The 18,499-nt window shown below is 48.0% G+C and carries 17 protein-coding genes; 13 read left to right on the forward strand and 4 right to left on the reverse strand.

Translation table 11 applies throughout. The features are described 5' to 3' along the window. The first annotated feature begins 510 nt into the window (after nucleotides 1-510). From LKI20_RS09590 to LKI20_RS09600, 3 genes are all read left to right on the forward strand, one after another. Nucleotides 511-2,154, forward strand: coding sequence for a flavodoxin domain-containing protein (locus LKI20_RS09590; protein ID WP_291773159.1), 1,644 nt, complete (start codon nucleotides 511-513; stop codon nucleotides 2,152-2,154). Nucleotides 2,155-2,257: 103 nt separating this feature from the next. Beyond that, complete coding sequence (locus LKI20_RS09595) at nucleotides 2,258-2,644, forward strand: winged helix-turn-helix transcriptional regulator (protein WP_291773161.1); 387 nt, start codon at nucleotides 2,258-2,260, stop codon at nucleotides 2,642-2,644. Between the two features lie 108 nt (nucleotides 2,645-2,752). Continuing rightward, nucleotides 2,753-3,784, forward strand: coding sequence for a zinc-binding alcohol dehydrogenase family protein (locus LKI20_RS09600; RefSeq protein ID WP_291773163.1), 1,032 nt, complete (start codon nucleotides 2,753-2,755; stop codon nucleotides 3,782-3,784). Between the two features lie 64 nt (nucleotides 3,785-3,848). Here LKI20_RS09600 and LKI20_RS09605 read toward each other — a convergent pair whose 3' ends face one another. From LKI20_RS09605 to LKI20_RS09615, 3 genes are all read right to left on the reverse strand, one after another. After that, nucleotides 3,849-4,367, reverse strand: coding sequence for a DUF523 domain-containing protein (locus LKI20_RS09605; protein WP_291773165.1), 519 nt, complete (start codon nucleotides 4,365-4,367; stop codon nucleotides 3,849-3,851). Nucleotides 4,368-4,427: 60 nt separating this feature from the next. Continuing rightward, nucleotides 4,428-5,465, reverse strand: coding sequence for a LacI family DNA-binding transcriptional regulator (locus tag LKI20_RS09610; RefSeq protein ID WP_291773168.1), 1,038 nt, complete (start codon nucleotides 5,463-5,465; stop codon nucleotides 4,428-4,430). 71 nt (nucleotides 5,466-5,536) lie between these two features. Next, a complete protein-coding gene (locus tag LKI20_RS09615) occupies nucleotides 5,537-5,806 on the reverse strand; it encodes an HPr family phosphocarrier protein (protein ID WP_291773170.1) in 270 nt (89 codons plus the stop codon). 239 nt (nucleotides 5,807-6,045) lie between these two features. On the opposite strand from LKI20_RS09615, the gene ptsP reads away from it, so the two are divergent. The 7 genes from ptsP to LKI20_RS09650 all read left to right on the forward strand — a co-directional run bounded on the left by ptsP (nucleotide 6,046) and on the right by LKI20_RS09650 (nucleotide 14,025). Beyond that, nucleotides 6,046-7,695 carry a phosphoenolpyruvate--protein phosphotransferase gene (gene ptsP / locus LKI20_RS09620; RefSeq protein WP_291773536.1) on the forward strand — a complete coding sequence of 550 codons (1,650 nt, stop codon included), beginning with the start codon at nucleotides 6,046-6,048 and terminating at the stop codon, nucleotides 7,693-7,695. A gap of 68 nt (nucleotides 7,696-7,763) precedes the next feature. Further along, on the forward strand, nucleotides 7,764-8,213 hold the full coding sequence (locus tag LKI20_RS09625; protein ID WP_291773172.1) for a PTS sugar transporter subunit IIA: 450 nt from the start codon (nucleotides 7,764-7,766) through the stop codon (nucleotides 8,211-8,213). A gap of 49 nt (nucleotides 8,214-8,262) precedes the next feature. Then, nucleotides 8,263-8,535 carry a PTS sugar transporter subunit IIB gene (locus LKI20_RS09630; protein ID WP_291773174.1) on the forward strand — a complete coding sequence of 91 codons (273 nt, stop codon included), beginning with the start codon at nucleotides 8,263-8,265 and terminating at the stop codon, nucleotides 8,533-8,535. Between the two features lie 74 nt (nucleotides 8,536-8,609). Then, complete coding sequence (locus LKI20_RS09635; protein WP_291773176.1) at nucleotides 8,610-10,130, forward strand: PTS ascorbate transporter subunit IIC; 1,521 nt, start codon at nucleotides 8,610-8,612, stop codon at nucleotides 10,128-10,130. 374 nt (nucleotides 10,131-10,504) lie between these two features. Continuing rightward, the gene (locus LKI20_RS09640; RefSeq protein WP_291773178.1) at nucleotides 10,505-11,827 is read left to right on the forward strand and encodes an ABC transporter permease; all 1,323 of its coding nucleotides are present in this window, start codon (nucleotides 10,505-10,507) and stop codon (nucleotides 11,825-11,827) included. After that, entirely contained in the window at nucleotides 11,824-13,029 is a 1,206-nt protein-coding gene (locus LKI20_RS09645) for an ATP-binding cassette domain-containing protein (protein ID WP_291773180.1), read from the forward strand. The genes LKI20_RS09640 and LKI20_RS09645 overlap by 4 nt, the downstream gene beginning before the upstream one ends. An 84-nt stretch (nucleotides 13,030-13,113) precedes the next feature. Further along, nucleotides 13,114-14,025 carry a putative RNA methyltransferase gene (locus LKI20_RS09650; RefSeq protein WP_291773206.1) on the forward strand — a complete coding sequence of 304 codons (912 nt, stop codon included), beginning with the start codon at nucleotides 13,114-13,116 and terminating at the stop codon, nucleotides 14,023-14,025. A gap of 67 nt (nucleotides 14,026-14,092) precedes the next feature. Here LKI20_RS09650 and LKI20_RS09655 read toward each other — a convergent pair whose 3' ends face one another. Continuing rightward, the gene (locus LKI20_RS09655) at nucleotides 14,093-14,893 is read right to left on the reverse strand and encodes a metal-dependent transcriptional regulator (protein ID WP_291773208.1); all 801 of its coding nucleotides are present in this window, start codon (nucleotides 14,891-14,893) and stop codon (nucleotides 14,093-14,095) included. 82 nt (nucleotides 14,894-14,975) lie between these two features. Here LKI20_RS09655 and LKI20_RS09660 point away from each other — a divergent pair, with 82 nt between their 5' ends. The 3 genes from LKI20_RS09660 to LKI20_RS09670 all read left to right on the forward strand — a co-directional run bounded on the left by LKI20_RS09660 (nucleotide 14,976) and on the right by LKI20_RS09670 (nucleotide 18,474). Further along, complete coding sequence (locus LKI20_RS09660; RefSeq protein WP_291773210.1) at nucleotides 14,976-16,388, forward strand: Nramp family divalent metal transporter; 1,413 nt, start codon at nucleotides 14,976-14,978, stop codon at nucleotides 16,386-16,388. A gap of 51 nt (nucleotides 16,389-16,439) precedes the next feature. Beyond that, nucleotides 16,440-16,913 carry a DUF1801 domain-containing protein gene (locus tag LKI20_RS09665; RefSeq protein WP_291773212.1) on the forward strand — a complete coding sequence of 158 codons (474 nt, stop codon included), beginning with the start codon at nucleotides 16,440-16,442 and terminating at the stop codon, nucleotides 16,911-16,913. Nucleotides 16,914-17,049: 136 nt separating this feature from the next. Then, the gene (locus LKI20_RS09670; RefSeq protein WP_291773213.1) at nucleotides 17,050-18,474 is read left to right on the forward strand and encodes an MFS transporter; all 1,425 of its coding nucleotides are present in this window, start codon (nucleotides 17,050-17,052) and stop codon (nucleotides 18,472-18,474) included. Nucleotides 18,475-18,499: the final 25 nt, after the last annotated feature.

Here is an 18,499-nt window from a genome sequence, read left to right on the forward strand (position 1 = left end):
ATGCACCACACACGTTTTCAACAGTAAAGAACAGAGCACTACATAGAGGGATAACGCCCAACGAGGCGTTCTGTGTGATGACGCAACTGAACCGCACATAATGCACAATCATTCATAAAACCCATTACGGTCATCGCAGCCATCACCTCCTTGTCATAAGCCAGAAGAATCGTGCACAGTCACACGTCAATTACGCGCAGTAGACCATACACCACTTTCATCTTGCATGTAACGCGGTAAGCGCTTCCGTGCGTCCCGTGTTGCACCACACTGTATGACACGATGGCGAACTACACAAATCGCTTGCAACCACAGCGTTTCTTTCCACGACAGTATTGTGCTTTATCAATAAAGCGCTTGAATGCTCCGGATTCTGCGCCTTCAACATATGAGCAAGCACTAAATGCAACAATGTCAAGTCTTGATTATTGCGGTCACATCTGCGTGTAATAGACGCTGCAAAGAACCACGTTGCTTCGGGTAACGCGCACGTTCAGGGAAGGTAGCATCATGGGGAACATCGTCGCTGACGACCGCCATATCACAATATTGGTAGCTTCAGAAACTGGAAATTCATTGGAAGTCGGAGAACACTTACAAGCTGCTATTACCCCCATATGCGAGAGTCTTCGTTTGGTTGAAGCCTATGACTACAACTTGGATGAGCTTGAGAGCGAAGACATTCTTCTCATGATTACCTCCACTCAAGGCGAAGGAGAGCCGCCCTACGGTGCGGAAGATCTCTATGATGCTGTAGTCGGCGCTAAACACAACTGCAATCTGAAGGGTGTGTCGTATGCTGTGCTAGGCCTTGGTGACAGTGCATATGCCGAGAATTTCAATCTCATGGCACGTCAATTTGACGCTCGCTTTGAGCAACTCGGTGCCAAAAAACTTCTGCAGCATGGTGAATGTGACTTTGATTATGAAGATGAAGCGGCTCGCTGGATTATCTCTATCCGTGCCGTAGTGCAGCACGAATTGGAACATCATAACAACGCATCCATATTGGCCAACACCACCACAGGAATCAACAACGATAGAGGCATTCATACGAGCGAGCGGCTTCGAGATCCCTCACACATCGCAACCCTGGTTGAGCGCGAAACACTAACCTCGCCACAATCACACAAACACGTCTATCGTATTCGTCTGCAACTCCCCGAAGAGGTGCATTACGAAGCAGGTGATTTATTAGCAATCACTTATGTCAACACTGATGAGACCGTGAAACGTTTTCTCGATAACATACCGTTAAATCTCGATGATGACGCTTGGCACGAGCTTGCGAGGACGTTGAAATATTCGCGCGATATCACTCGTACTACTGCAGCACTCATGCGGCGCTACGCTGAGCAATTCGGGAATATTGAACTACTCGCAATCATCAACGATGAAGGTCAGTTGCGTGAGTATGCACAATGCCATACCCCATACGAATTGTTCCACGATTATCCTGCGCAAAGCCAAGCGCTTACTCCCGAATCTCTACTAGCAGTGTTCACCTCGCCATGTAGACGTATGTACTCAATTTCTAATGCACAAGCACTTTCCCATGCATTACTGGATTTAACAGTCACTGAAGTTGAATATGTAGCAAATAAGCAACCACAAATCGGCGAATGCTCTAGGATGCTTACACAATCAGCAATAGGAACACATCTCGAATTTGCAGTGGTATCAAATGAACGTTTTAGATTGCCACAGGATCAGAGTTCAGCAATTGTCATGGTCGCCCTAGGGTCAGCCATAGCGCCGTATCGAGCTTTCTTGCAAGAACGTTCGCTCAACCATGAATCATATGGACGAAACTGGCTGATTCTCGGCAATAGAAATCCTAAGGAAGATTATCTATATCACCATGATCTACAAGATTATGTGAACTCTGGTCTCATTTCAGAGTTGGATGTTGCATGGTCACGCTTCGACGCTGAGCATCATCATGTCCAAGATATTATTCTCGATCGAGGCAATACACTGTGGGAGTGGATCAATGCAGGTGCATACATATATCTCTGTGGCCATGGTAGGCAAGCCGTTGCCTCTATCGAGATGGCACTGAGACAAGTCATAGCAACACATTCAGGCCTTGACGAAGTAGAGCTTTCTTCGTTCATCAACAATTTGAAAGCTTCAAAACGCCTGCAGTACTAAAAATAATCCCTGCAAACATTTCTCGAACAGCATCATACAAGAGTCGAGATATCGTAGTGATAGTTACTTTCTAAAGGTAAGCACTATAACATCAGAGGTTGCGATGAACAATGAAATTTCTCGGGGAAACGTGTATGCCAAAGAGTGCCCATGCCGCGCACTACTGGATGTGGTATCCGGCAAATGGTCGGTGCTACTCATCGAATCATTGCAAACTGGTGCCATGCGATTTGGAGAATTACAACGGCACATCAACGGAGTATCAGCGAAAGTTCTTTCAGCAAACTTACGACGATTAGAAGATGCTGGGCTGATTAGCAGACGGGTATATGCCGAGGTTCCTGCGCGCGTAGAATATTCACTTACCGAAGAAGGTATCAGCGCAGTCGCACCATTACGAGAAGTACGACTTTGGGCTGAATCGCATTATGCTCAAGCTCTTGCTTTGAAATCTGCCACTATTGAGCAACGTTCTGAGACCGCAGCATAGTTACTTCAAGGTTCCTTGACTCCCTTGTGGGTAAGCACCCATCCAGTCATATGATGCCAGTGACCGTGGAGGTATCACATACTGTGCAATCACATGAAAGGAACCGATATGACCAATCACACCGACCCATTACCAAGCAGCATGGCTGCGGTTGTCGCTCGCACAGGCGGAAGCATAGAGCAAGCAGAATCTTTAGTAGATGCCACTATTACCGCACCTAGTCATCCTTCTGGTACCGATCTACTGGTACGAGTGAATGCAATTTCAGTCAATCCGGTTGATACAAAAGTTCGTGCTGGCTTGAGCAGTGGCGATGAAGTTATCTTGGGTTGGGATGCCATTGGCGATATTGCAGAAGTCGGGCCTAAGGTCAGCACCTTCCACCGCGGCGAAAGAGTCTGGTACGCGGGCGATATCACGCGACCTGGCTCGTATGCTCAGTATGAGCTGGTAGATGAGCGGCTCGTCGCGCATGCTCCTACTCATTGGGATGATGCCTCAGCAGCTGCTCTCCCTCTAACAGGACTTACCGCTTGGGAAGCTCTATTTGACAAACTGAAGCTCCAACACGATAGCTCAGGAACGCTACTGGTAATCGGAGCTGCCGGCGGAGTCGGATCAATGATTATTCAACTAGCAAAGCATCTGACCAATCTGACCGTTATCGCTTTGGCTTCGAGACCTCAATCAAAAGAGTGGGCAGCTAATCTAGGCGCTGATTCAGTTGTCGATTATCACAGTCCCGATTTAGCGCAGCACATCCATACTCTCGCGCCCGATGGCGTGGATTATGCCTTCAGTGCTTATAGCAAAGCTTACATACCGTTACTAGTTGAAGTTATGCGGCCATTCGGTGAGATTGTGGCAATCGACGATGAGCACCACCTGGATTGGTACGCGCTCAAAGATAAAGCACTCTCGTGGCATTGGGAATTTATGTTCGCCCGAGCAAAACACCATGCCCACGATCTCGCTCGTCAACATAACATTCTCGAAAATTTAGCCAAGCTTGCAGATGAAGGACTGCTATTGAGCACTATGACTCAGCATTTGTCACCAATTAATGCAAACACACTACGGCAGGCACATCGCATGGTTGAATCAGGACACATGAATGGCAAAGTGACCATTACCAGATAACGCACACGTCGTGACACGAGAATGAGTGACCGGTATTTCTGCACTGCAATGACGGTCACTTGCCCTACCGCGAAGTGCGGAAAGATTTGCGTAACTCAGTATGTAGATCTTCGTCCACGTATGGCAATACCGCTTCAACACTCAAGGCAGTGTCAGGATATACCGTTACCCCATTCGCAGCGAACAATTGCGCTGTCACACCCATGCCAGGTATCTTCACCCCAGAGAAACTGCCATCATATATCACCTCTACCCCGCACGATGGGCTCCGATCTTTGAGAAAGGCGACCGAGATGTGATGACGTTTAACAATACGTAAAGCTCTCTGAGCTCCTGCTTCGTATGCGTCGGTAACATCGTTACCGCCGATTTCAAGAACTCTTCGGTGAGTCTTAGTGAAGCTATTGTTATGAGCAATTTCTGCTGGCGGACGCGGGATTGCAAAACCTCCGAGAATCTCTGGACATGCGGATATAGCCTGTCCACGCTCAACGAGCCACTGTGCAATATCATTTCGCGCATCCGCGCCATCATAACGCACTGCAAAACCCGCAAGGCAGGAACTCACTAGTATCACTTGCATTCCCCCAACATTGATGTGATTTACAGAACTATCGTGCCATGCAATGAAGACTCAAAACCACTATGAAGAGGCAATTGACGACTCCCTAAGAATGAGCTGGGATTCAATCTCAGTATGAGTAGGCAACCAAGCTTTACTCTCATGCTCCTTTGCTATGAGATTCATAGCCTGTTCAGCAATAGGTGTCCAAGGCATATTCACAGCAGTAAAAGAAGGTTTGCCTAAACCACTTTCTCCGCACAACTCTGAATCTTTCAACACCACCAACTTAATTTGCTCCGGTATGCTGATCTCGCAGGTGCGACAAGCAGCAAGAATGCCAAGCGCTGTCATATCGTCAGCGCAAATAATGGATTCCGGATACTGCGCACCTTCAGTAAATATCTTCTTGGCTTCTTGAAAACCATAGTCCATACCGCCAGTACCAAAACGGATCCACTCGGTCCGAGTTGATAAACCGGAAACAGTCATTTGCATATGAAAGGCAGTGAACAAATCCATACCATCAACTGAATCGGTGGGACTACCAAAATATGCCACAGAATGTGCACCAACTGCGTTCAAATGCTCAGCAATCGTCTGCATGACGAGGCTACTACTCGTCCCAACCCAATCCAACTGATTTGAATACGACTGTGAGAACAACTGCACCACAGGCGTATGTTCGGCAATCTCATCGAGAAGATCTGCCACTGCTTCTGTTTGAACCGGCACCACAAGTATGCCGTCAACGCGACGAGATACCACTGCACGCAATCGTTGCTGCTGCTCTTGAGTATCTTTCCCAAGGCCGAGGAGCAGTTGTTTACCTTGCCCATTGATCACCGGCTCAATTGCCTGAACCAGTCCCGAGTACATTGAAGCGCACAATTCAGGGACAATCACCGCAATTGTATTGGTAACATCACTACGCAATGCACTGGCTGCATAATTCACTGAATAATTGAGCTTCTCAGCAGCACGCTTAACTCTTCGGCTAAGATCGTCGTCTTTCTTTCGTCTTCCCGATAGCACCCTTGACACCGTTGCGGTTGAGACACCCGCCAAAGCGGCAACATTCGAGATTGAAGCCTCGCTAGTCAGCGTTTTTTGCGACATAGCACACCCCGAATTTCACCTAGCCGATGTATCAACCGCATCGATTGATGACGGCATATACAGCTTAATACCTATTCAGCAGCCAAAAGGGTTTTTACCAAACCATCAGCGACAGTCTCAGCGTCATCGCCCTCAACAACAATCTCGACGTTGTCGTGTTGCTGGATACCCAAGCTCATCACCATCAACACACTCGCAGCATCCACCCCAGGGGTGCCAGGCTTCTTGGAGATGGTCACCGTGCAGCCACTTGCCGCTACAGCTTGAGCAAAAGCAGAAGCAGGACGCGCATGAATTCCCACTGGATCTTCAATTTGCACTGTTCGTGTTGCAGTTGCCATAAATACTCCCTTGTACCGGAAATTAAAGTGCGCATCTTGTATGCACACGCCATATACGATACTCCGGATTGACGTTTTTCAGAAATCGTTTACCATAGTAATTACAGCGTTTCAAAGATACATTGAAGTGACCTTTGGAGCGGCACATCATCAACACAGCTACATGAAGCATGGGGCATTGGGCTGAGCGCAGCGCAGCAGCTGCGAGAGAGACATTTGCTGACAAAGAGGGGATTCGCATGAACATCATTGGTACGGGAATTGGACGTGGAATCGCTGTGGGACACATCCTTCGCATGGAGCCAGCATTGCAGGCTCCTGCTGATAGCAACAGATCTTCCGACATTGAATATGACCAAGCCGAACATGACGTACAGCAGGTATTGAATCAAGTCAGTGACGATCTGAGCAAACGTGCTGAAGATGCACAACAGGACGCGCAGACACGCGACGCAGCACCGATTCTTATTGCGCTCTCACAAATGGCGGTGGACCCTGCACTTAAACAGTCCATCAGCGCAGTCTTGAAACAAGGTAAAACTACTGAACGCGCAGTGTATGAAGGATTCAATGAATTCGAAGACAAGTTGAGTGCTCTCGGTGGCTACATGGCAGAACGAGCAAGCGATTTGCATGACGTTGGGCAGCGGGCAATTGCTTTACTCCTAGGTGCGCCAATGCCTGGCATTCCTCAGAGCGACGAGCCATTCGTGCTGCTGGCTGAAGACCTATCACCTGCTGACACAGCAGCTCTTGATATGAGCAAAACCCTAGGAATTATTACTGTCCAAGGGAGCCCAACAAGCCATACAGCGATTTTGGCAAGATCGCGAGGCATCGTAGCCGTTGTAGGCGCTCAGGAAGCAGCCACCCTGTCAAACGGCTCAAATGTAATCGTGAATGCAGCGCGGGGTGTAGTGAATGTTGACCCCAGCGATGAGGATTTGCAAGAAGCTGAACACCTCAAGCAGCATGCACAACGTGCGAAACTCCTACGAGGCAAAGCCGGTGCCACCAAAGATGGCGTCCCTATAGCACTGTTGGCAAATGTTGCCAAACCACAAGATGCCACAGCAGCATTGGAATATGGAGCTGAGGGAGTAGGCCTGTTCCGCACAGAATTCATGTTCATGTCTTCAGCTACCTCACCTTCTGTTGAGGAGCAAAGCAAAGCATACGTGGAATTACTCAGCCATTTCTCTGGAAAGAAAGTCGTCATCCGCATGCTCGATGCTGGTGCCGATAAACCCTTGGAATTCCTCACCCCAGAAAATGAGCCCAATCCAGCTCTTGGCCTCAGAGGCTTGCGCACCCTACGAACTCATAAGCAAATTCTCGAGGACCAACTAGAAGCTCTAGCACAAGCAGATAAAGAAACTGACGCAGACCTTTGGGTTATGGCACCAATGGTTGCTGATGAACATGAGGCAGAGTATTTTGTTAAACTCGGCAAAGAGAAAGGCCTCTCTCATGTTGGAGCTATGGCCGAAGTACCGTCCATTGCACTTATGGCTGACGAAGTAGCGCAAGTGAGTGATTTCGTAAGTATCGGTACCAACGATCTTACCCAGTACACTCTTGCAGCAGACAGAACGCTTGCATCCGTTAGCGCGTATCAAACTGCTTGGCATCCGGCGGTTTTGCGAGCCATCAAGTTGATTGCAGATGCCGGTAAGAAACACCATATGCCTGTTGGCGTTTGTGGCGAAGCGGCTGCGGACCCAGATTTGGCACTCGTACTCTTTGGATTGGGTGTCACATCACTATCGATGACTCCATTTGCCCTAGACGATGTTAGGGCAAATCTCGCAGCGCACACTAGCGAAGAAGCTCAATCTCTCGCTCAACGTGCTTTGGCAGGAGATTTCTACCCGCCGAAGCGCGGCTGATTAACGGCAGTACCTATATCAGCGGACATCACTCAGCAATAACTACTCATACCTTGGGAGGTATCTCAATGACCGCAACTATCCAAGAGTTTTTACCCGATACTTCATTTGTACTCGACCAGAGCGCTCAAGATTGGAAAGATGCCATACGTTTGGCAGGAAAAGGACTTGAAGACTCAGGATTTACTACTTCGGCTTATACACAAGAGATGATTGACACTGTAGAGAAAATGGGCCCCTACATCGTTATCGCGCCAGGCCTAGCATTGGCTCATTCACGCCCATCTGCAGCCGTGCTCCATACCGGTCTGAGTTGGGTGAGACTGAGCACTCCCGTTCCATTTGGCAATAAAGCGAACGACCCCGTATCCCTAGTGATCGGCCTTGCCGGAAAAAACGAGGAAGAACATCTCCAAGTGATGTCTGCAATAGCCAAGTCATTATCTAATCCCGCCACGAAGGATGAGCTCAACAACGCTCAATCCCCCGAGGCGATCAGAACAATCCTCAACAGCTGAGACACCCTGTCCCAGCCTTGTAAATCACCACCAGAGAAAAGAGAAAAGAATGAACATCCTATGCGTATGCGGCAATGGTATCGGCACCTCTGTGCTACTCAAAATCAATGTTGAACAAGTAGCTGCTGACATGGATCTCGATGTCAATGTCACCACATCAGATGCAGGGAGCGCTAAGGGCACTGCAAACCAGAGCGATCTGGTACTTACCTCACCTCAACTCGCAGCAGAACTTGAAGGCGTTGATGTTCCTGTTGAAACCATTGAGAACTTCATGGATCAGCAAGAAGTCAAAGACGTCCTTGAGAAGTATGTCGATTAGTACTCAGCACAGGTACTGACACTGCTCGTCACAACTCAAATCTTTAACCAGACCACATCTGAAAAGAGAAAGAAATGAATGTAATCATACAGGTGCTGGACTTTATCAGCCAAGAAATTCTTAATGTCCCTGCCTACCTGATCGGCATTGTAGCCGTTATTGGCCTCATCGCGCTCAAACGTAGCGCAGGGCAGGTTATCTCAGGTGGACTCAAAGCGGCAATGGGCTATCTCATCCTCGGTGCAGGAGCGACAGTTGTTACTGCAGCACTGTCACCATTTGGAGAGCTGGTTCTGAAATCTACCGGCGCTCAGGGCGTGGTACCCACTAACGAAGTCATCACGGCACAAGCTTCTAGCCAGTATGGTGCAACTTCCGCCTACATCATCGTGCTCAGCTTCCTCATCATGCTGCTCTTTGCACGCTTCACACCACTGAAGTACGTGTTCCTAACCGGCCACCATATGGTCTTCATGTCAACTCTGCTGGCAGTAGTGCTATCTGTAGGTTTAGGATCCGACAATCAACTTCTCGTCATCTTGGTCGGAGCAGCCCTGATGGGTGTTGTCATGGTTGTACTGCCTGCTTTCGCGCAGCCTTTCATGAACAGAGTTACAGGAAATGACAAGCTGGCAATAGGACATTTCAATACACTTGGTTATATTGTCTCTGGCGCTGTCGGCGCTAAGGTTGGCAAAAAATCACGTTCCACTGAAGACATCAATTTCCCGAAGGGACTGAACTTCCTTCGTGACTCAATGGTCTCAACCACTGTGTTAATGATTGTGCTGTACTTGGTGTTCTCAATCTGGGGTGCCATAGTCTTGCCTGCCAAAACAGCTTTTGCAATCTTCCCATCACACCCTGCTAATTACGGAGCCTTCTTCATGGCTGCATTCGCTCAGGCATTGCAGTTCGGCATCGGTGTAAGCATTATCCTCTACGGCGTGCGCATCATCCTTGGTGAATTGGTTCCTGCCTTCCAGGGTATTGCTAATAAGGTAGTTCCTGGCGCTAAGCCAGCTCTAGATGTCCCGATTGTGTTCCCATTCGGAGCAAATGCATCGCTTATCGGCTTCCTATCTTCCTTCGCGGGCGGTCTGGTGGCACTCGTCATCATCGCCGTCTGGCTTGGACCGGTTTGGGGAATCGCCCTAATCCTGCCAGGCATGGTTCCTCACTTCTTCGATGGTGGTGGTGCTGGTGTATTCGGTAATGCAACTGGTGGTCGTATCGGTTCTGTGGTTGGTGGTTTCATCAACGGCATGCTGATTACCTTCCTTCCAGCAGCTCTGATGACCGTTATGGGCAGCTTCGGTATCGCTAATTCAACATTCGGCGATGCAGACTTTGGCTGGTTCGGTACCATTGTTGGCAATATCGCTCACCTCGGTACAGTTGGCGGTGCAATTGGCTTAATAATCTTTGCAGCCGTGTTGCTTGCTGGTGCTTGGGTTTGGCAAGTTAAAGTTGTTGACAAAGGCTGGATGCCAGCTAAGGAGCACACTGCTTTTATCGATGAGATCAAAGCAGCAGAGAAGGCAGAAAAAGCTGCTCGCAAAAATGCTCAGAAATCAGCTACTACTAAAGCATAAGTTCTCCTTACGAGAATGCTGACTACACAGGGGCCACGTTATATACGTGGCCCCTGTTGTTGCTTCATACCCTCAGTAAGACAAGAAGAAGTTGCGTCTCATAAAACGAGCTCATTTGCACACCACAAATAGCTTTGAGAGCACTAATTATGGCTTTGCAAACCGCACAATCAGGAAATATTCAGCTTGCTAGCATCATTATTGAAGAATCAGACAAGATAACTCACACTTGACACCCTCATAGTCAAAGGTGAGACGATAGTGGTCGGTGTTGCCCCAAAGTGATTCGGGATGACTACCAACCAACAGCTGCTCTTGTAAACACGTACAGACGCGTGCGATACAAAGCGCATGAATGATGGAGAAGACACGGTATGTTCGTTCTGAAAGAAGCATGGGCAACGATAAGCCGCCATAAAGGGCGTTCCACTCTGGCGGCATTGACGATTGTCATCGTTTCGGTGGTGTCGTTAACAGGCCTCTCCATACTCAAAGCAGAGAATATTGCGACGACAACAAGTTACGATTCTCAAGACGTCACAGCCATATTCAAGCTCAACCGAGCAAAAGTTATCAAAGCAAATGAGGGTAAAACCATTGACTGGTCCAAATACACTTTGGGCTGGGAAGATTACATTACCTATGCGCAGGCAGCCGTTGTCCAGTTCAGCGCCGATTACAATGAATCCGCAGATATCTCGGCCAGCGGGAACCTTAAAGCAGTGTCTGGTAACTCAGGTACATCCTCTGATACCGCTGTCGGTAAAGGACGTGGGGCTCTCTCGGTAGTTGGTTTCTCATCAGCAGCATCTGCAAAGAAAGCAGCAAACGGCTCCTTCACTTTGACATCAGGGAAAGCTGTCAGCTACTCGGAAAGCACAGCGAGCAACACTGTATTAATCTCGCAGGCTCTCGCCAAGAAGAACAATCTCAAAGTGGGCGATAGCATCACTGTTGCCGATATGAAAACTTCGAGCAAAACGCATAAGTTGACGATTTCAGGTATCTATAAGAATGCCACTACCGCCAAGTCTTCTTCAGCCGATGCAGATAACCCCGATAACGCTATATACACGAGTTACTACACCTTCATGAGCATGGGTTTGGATTCCGAAACAACCCCTGGTACAGCAGGTCACAGTCTCAATATGGTTTTCGGTTTCAGCACGCCAAAGGATTTCAAGACCTTCACGAAGAATGTGCGCAAGGCCGGACTGAGCAAGAATTACGATCTGGTTTCTGAAAGCTTGCAACAGTATAACGAGACAGTTGAGCCTCTCACACAGACCGCAAAGTGGGCACGCTACACCATGCTCACCTTAGCGATTCTAGGGGCAGTGATACTTCTAGCATGTGGGTTCTTTACTTTGAGCCACCGGAAACAAGAAATTGGCATGCTTATGACCTTAGGCGTAGGCAAAGTGAGAATTTCTTGGCGTTTTATCATAGAAATGTTCATAGTAGTGATTCCAAGCTTGCTCGTTGGGCTGGGCGGAGGCTACGCACTCAACCTACTGGTAGCACGTTGGATTCCCGCCCATAGTATTGCCGAATCAACCCCAGACCTTGGCGTGTGGAAAATACTCATATCGGTGGCCGCAGGTCTTTGTGCCCTGTGCATCATCGCTGCAATAACACGCATCACGATATTTAGAAAGCGCAACTTATTGCTGCCACGACAGGAGGCACAGGCATGAGCAGGAAAGCGAAATCCGTACCAGAATCTGAGGAAATAGCGTCTTCCACACCAAACAGCTCTCTGTCACAGAAGGACCTAGATATGAGCGATCAGTCGAAAGATGAGCACGAGACATCAGCAAATATCGACTCAGCAAAGAATGATGCAGATGTCGACGACATTCAACAAGAAGAGAGTGCCCCTTCAGTAAGTTTTACCATCGTATTCGACGATGATGACGAAGAAGAAGCTGCGCAAGACGACGATACCAGTGCTGATCACTCATCGGATTCAACGTCCGCAACCATCGTCGAGAACAATGAAGCAAAGCTCTCTGATGAGCACTCCCCGACTGAGAGCGAAGATAACCACGTCGCTGATGCAGCGTTAGACAAGGAGCCCTTGCCAGCTGCGAGCGACACTAGCTCAGATGCCACCTCGACGAAAGCTAATCAGCCGGCAAAGACCCAGCAACCAGCAGAATCTGAACATCTCAGTGATACGAAAGACCCATTGATGCATGTATCTTCGCGTATTAACGCTGAGATACATCGCAAGAGCAAATTGAAAATTGATCAGTACCCTATTCTGTCGCTGCAAAATGCCAGCTATTTCCCGAAGAAAAACCGATACGCCGTCTTAGATAATGTCAATTGGCCCTTCTACGCCAGTAGCATCCAAACCGTGTTGGTCGACTCTGAAGATGCTCGAATGGCCACTATGGGTCTGCTCAGTGGTTTATTACTACCTACAGCAGGAACTGTTGAATTCCACGGCAAGAATCTACTCGAGTTGGAAGCGTCAGAGTACCGTGGGCATCTTGTAGGCATCATGTTCCAGCAGTGCTCCACACGCGACGAGCTCAGTGCCTTGGATAACCTTATACTCACCATGCAGGCCTCTGGACGTAATTTTCTCAAGCCTATGCCTGTTATTGCCAACGAGCAGCTACGTCGAGTTAACTTCCCTGAGGACCAAATTGACATTCCTGTGGCAAAGATACAGCTTATTGATAGACGTAGAGCTGAAATAGCTAGAACGTTATGTTGCGATGCAACAGTAATCATTCTTGACGAGCCCACTGCCGGTTTGGAACATCAAGAGGCAATTACCATTATGAAACTGTTGGAAGGCCTTACTCAAGAGAATAAACGCTGCGTTATCGTGGTGACCTCAGATGATGATATTGCGCAATACGGTGAGATGATATACGAAGTCTGATGAATTGGCTGATTACGGTTTGCGATTAATGACCGTAATCAGCCAAACTATGTAATACGAAACGAAACTGAGAGTGAGGTACCGGTGAGACGAAGCATCACCAAATTCGATCATCGCACCCTACTCTACCGTTGCCCAATTTGTCATGAGGCTCTAGAACTCGTTCAGGCCAGCTTGCAGTGTGTTAATCGCCACACCTTTAATATTTCCGCTAAAGGTTTAGTTTCACTACTCCGCGGCGAAAATGGGAATAGCAATTTATATGACCGGAACTTCTTTGAACACCGCTCTGCTGTTTTCTCGGCAGGTATGTACGAGCATGTAGCAGAAGCTTATTGTGATGCTGTGCGCACAGCGTTGTCTTCCTCGCATAAGTTCTCAGCGCAAACTTCTCATGAACCGCAAGAGCAGAGCTCAAGAGTTGTGGATGCGGGCTGTGGAGAGGGCTATTACATCCGGCGTTTGCTAAGCAGCGAAGAGCAACAGCATACGTCACAAACCCTCTCAACGAATCTCATTGCCATTGACCTCTCTAAAGATGCAATCTCATTAGCTGCCATTGGCGGGGGCGATATTGAATGGGTGGTATCAGATCTCGCGCGTATTCCCCTTCTAGATCACACCGTAGATTGCATTACCAACGTATTTTCACCTGCCAACTATGCTGAATTCGATCGGATTTTACGCCCTAGCGGCAGGCTTATCAAAATCATTCCAGGGCCGCATCATGTGATGGAGTTACGTAATGCCATCGTCAAAGCTGGCTTGCGCGGAGACTCGCAGTATTCCAATCAACAAGTGTTATCAGGCATCAATGAACATATGCATATCGTCAGCACCACCAGAGTGAGTGCTACGACAGCCGTTGATAGTGCCCTACTCAAAGATTTCATGGCGATGACACCAGTCATGTTCCACATTAACCATGATGACCTTGATCTCAGCACGATTGACGCTATTACAGTCGAAGCTGATGTAATAGTCGCCACCAGATAAAACCAAACAGCAGGAATAGCACTTTCAGTCTTAGTAATTGTCTACCACAACGAACTACCGGTGAGTGTTACTCAGTACTACCCTGTGTAATAGGCACCACTCGGATTTGCCTCGCAGCCTGCAAACCGAGGGCAATTGGTGCAGCTTCTTCAACCTCGCCAACCAAACTAAAACTCACTGAATCAGCGTATCTGGCCATTGCTTTGATTCGCACTGCTTTACCAATGCCGAAACCTTCATTCTCCAAATACCGCAGTAGCTCAGGATCTTCATCATTCACACGCTCAATACGCACTACAGAGCCTTGCTTAACATCAGAAAGCGGTTCGCTGTTGACCTCACGTATGTCACCAACTTCGCTAGGAATGGGATCTCCATGTGGATCTTTGCTCGGGTGACCAAGGGTAGCGTCGATCCGGTCAATCATCATATCTGATACAGCATGTTCCAATGAGTCTGCTTCATCATGCACTTCATCCCAGTGATAACCCAAAGCATCCACAAGAAATAATTCCAATAAGCGATGCCGACGAACCATTTTAAGTGCATATCGTTCACCGCGTTCAGTTAGCGTAACCGCACCATATGGCGCGTGCTGCACCAGACCGTTGGTTACCAACCGGCCCAAAGCCCCAGAAACAGTCGATGGTTTCATGCCGGTCTTTTTGGCAATCGCTGCAGGCTGAATCGGCTCATGCGTCCATTCCTGAAGATCCCAAATTACTTTGAGGTAATCCTGTGTATTAGACGAGAGGCTTTGAAAAGTCATAAGCTCCAGTGTATTCAAAGCAGCGTATCTATTGCTGTAGGGGAAGCGTTCACCAATCTGATTACTGAAATTCACCACAAAAGTGATGACACGAAACATTTCACGCTCTATACTTCTAGGCGTACAAGATAATTGTTCGAGGGCTCAATACTTTTAGTAAGAGCACTTGAATCGGGGATTCATGAGAGTGAAGGCAGAGGCAGTGTCAGATATCAGCGAGGGGGTGACAACCCGACATCACGGACTCGTCGAAACAGCTAATGGGTTGTCACTTGAGGAAATCAACAGCACTATCAGTATCCCCAAGCAATCCTCAAGTTTCTGGAAGAATTTACTAGCCTTCTCAGGTCCTGGCGCCTTAGTTGCGGTGGGGTATATGGATCCAGGCAATTGGATCACCTCTATTGGCGGCGGCGCACAATATGGCTATCTGCTCATGTCGGTGATTTTGCTATCAAGCTTAATAGCAATGATGTTGCAGTATATGTCGGCAAAATTAGGAATTGTAACCGGTCTTGATTTAGCTCAAGCCACAAGAAAGCATACCGGTCGAAAACTCGGCGTTACACTTTGGATTTGCACTGAGCTTGCAGTTATGGCAACTGATGTGGCTGAAGTTATTGGCGGTGCCATTGCGCTCAACCTGCTATTTGGTATACCCCTCGTTCTCGGTGTCGCTCTAACGGTTTTCGATGTACTCATTCTGCTGCTATTGATGCAAATTGGCTTCCGCCGCATTGAAGCAATTGTGGTATCCCTCATCCTGGTCATCATGGCAGTATTCATTTATGAAGTTACCCTTGCGCAACCCGATATGGCAGGCGTGATGAAGGGATTCATTCCCAGTCCTGAAATATTCGGCAATGGCCAACTCACCATGGCTTTAGGCATTGTGGGTGCCACCGTTATGCCTCATAACCTCTACTTGCACTCCTCAATCGTGCAGACCAGAAAATTTGACCGTAACGATGACTCTCAGGTGAAGCATGCATTGCGCTTTGCAACGTGGGACTCAAATATTCAGTTAACAGCAGCATTCTTAGTAAACTGCCTGCTGCTGATACTCGGCGCCGCGCTCTTCTTCGGACATGGCGATGGGCTCGACACTTTTACCGCTCTTTATAACGCATTAGGCAACGAATCTATTGCAGGCCCAGTAGCCAGCGGTGCACTGAGCACACTGTTCGCGGTTGCACTTCTCGCCTCCGGACAGAATTCGACTATCACTGGTACACTCACCGGCCAGATCGTGATGGAAGGCTTTATTCGCATGCGCATACCAATGTGGCTTCGCCGCTTGGTCACCCGTGTAATCTCAATTATTCCTGTGCTGATTTGCACCATTCTCTTTGGCGGCAAAGAGTCGTCTTTGGACAGCCTGTTAGTCTACTCGCAAGTATTTCTCTGCATTGCCTTACCTATTTCGATGGTCCCTCTGGTGTGGTTTACCTCCTCAAAGAAAATTATGGGTAAGGAATACGCGAATTCATGGTGGATGGCAACCATAGCGTGGCTTGTGGTGATTATTCTTACAGGGCTGAATCTGCAGCTAGTAATCCAGGACGTCGGACAATTACTGCAATACTTGAAGTAATACCGCAGACGGCGCTCCGCACGGTCTGCAAAACGACCATCGGGGGATATCATGACAACTCCAGAGCAAGAACATACCGAATCAACGCTCAGTGCAGAAGAACAGCAAGCAGTCAAAGACCGCGCACGCGAAATACGACAAAGCAAAAAACGAATTTCTAAGCAGGAACGTGAAGCTTTAGAAGCTCAAGACGTGTCTAATGCCATTGCCAAACTCGATGACAGTGATAGAAGTATTGCACAGAGCATTGTTCGTATAGCCGCAGAGGTTGACCCTGAGCTAAAAACCAAACTTTGGTATGGGATGCCGGCATTCACCAAAAATGGCAAAGTAGTCATACATCTGCTTCCAGCAGGAAAATTTCATATGCGTTATGCGACTCTTGGCTTTGAAGATACTGCCAACCTCGATGACGGAGATATTTGGCCCGTTGCATATGCCATCACCTCCATCAATTCTCAGACTGAATCGCTCATCAGGCGTACAATCGCCAACGCGGTACGCAAACTTGAGAATGAAGGTTAGATTACTGGTGCCCGTCAGCGATGTTAGACGGGCATAATGCGATTACGTCGCTCCTCCCCTTCTTCCCTCTTCTCGTGTTGCCGTACTGGAAACGACAAACACCAGACCACCAAAACACAGGGGGAAAAGACTGTTTATGAGCACTAAAGCAGTTTCAGGCAATACTAAGTTGGCTATCACAGCGGTAGGCGCATTGACTTTTATCGGAATTTTGACCGAGACTTCGCTTACTGTTGCATTCCCAACTCTCATAGCTGAAATGGGTCAACCTTTAAGCACCATCCAATGGTTAACATCCGGATATTTGCTAACGGTGACTTTTATGATGAGCACTGCCTCATACCTGATACAACGCTTTAAGCCTCGTACACTATTTATTATTGCGGCGAGCGCCTGTGCCATCGGTACTTTGGTCTGCGCATTAGCACCTTCCTTCATGCCGCTGATGGCCGGACGCCTGTTGCAGGCTATAGCGACAGGTATTTCAACTCCTTTGATGTTCCACATCGTGTTTGAGACTATACCTTTTCACCAGTTAGGAGCATATGTCGGTATCGCCAGTATGGTTACCTCATTCGCTCCTGCTCTTGGACCCTCTTATGGCGGCGTACTGACCCATATACTTTCTTGGAGAATGATTTTCTGGTTCATACTTCCCATCATTCTGGCTTCTTTAGTATTGGGGATGCTAACCATCACTTTGCCAGTCAAATCTTTAGGTAAACGTTTTGATCTATATGGCTTCATCACATTGGCTGTGGTGATGTACAGCTTGATTGAAGTATGTAACAAGCTTGGATCAGCAACGTTCAGTGACTATGGCCTATGGATTGCTGTATCAGTTTCTATCTGCAGTCTTGCGCTGTTCATCTGGCATATCTGTCACAGCAATAGGAGAATCCTCGATTTTCGACTTTTGGCGAAACCCTTCCTAGGCCTACGAGCTGGTAACTTCTTCCTCCTGCAATTTACTAATATTGGCATGTCCTTCTTGATCCCAATCTTTGTGCAAAATGCCATGCATATGGATGCACTTAGCGCAGGCCTGATTGTGCTGCCAGGATCATTAATTGGCTCCTTCGTCTCTCCTATAGCAGGACGTATTTATGACCGCCGAGGGGCCACCCTTCCACTTGTACTTGGCAATGCCTCAATGCTTGTCGGTTCATTGCTGCTGTGGTGGTTTACGCACTCCCTAACTGCTGTTAGTCTCATGTGTCTTTACGTGTTTGTGCGCTTTGGCTTTAACTTTAGTTTCGGCAACACCATGTCAGACGCAGCAAAGCATGTGGCACCTCATGAAAAAGGTGACGTGAACGCTTTATTCAACACGCTTCAACAATTCGCAGGCTCATTTGGCACAGCTGCTCTATCAGCAGTAATCACACATGCACAATTACATAATCCGAATACTGCTGAAGCCGTTCGAAGCGGTGGGCAGAGTGACTTTCTGCTGTTATCCGTTCTTGCTGCTTGTGGCTTGTTATGCACCATTGTGGCAGCGCGGATATCAAAACAAACACCAAATTCTGGAATTGAAAATATTGAAGTCTCTGCTTAGGAATCACAGCTATGGTGCCACTTCA

It is taken from the genome of Bifidobacterium sp. (assembly GCF_022647885.1).
Classification (GTDB): Bacteria; Actinomycetota; Actinomycetes; order Actinomycetales; family Bifidobacteriaceae; genus Bombiscardovia.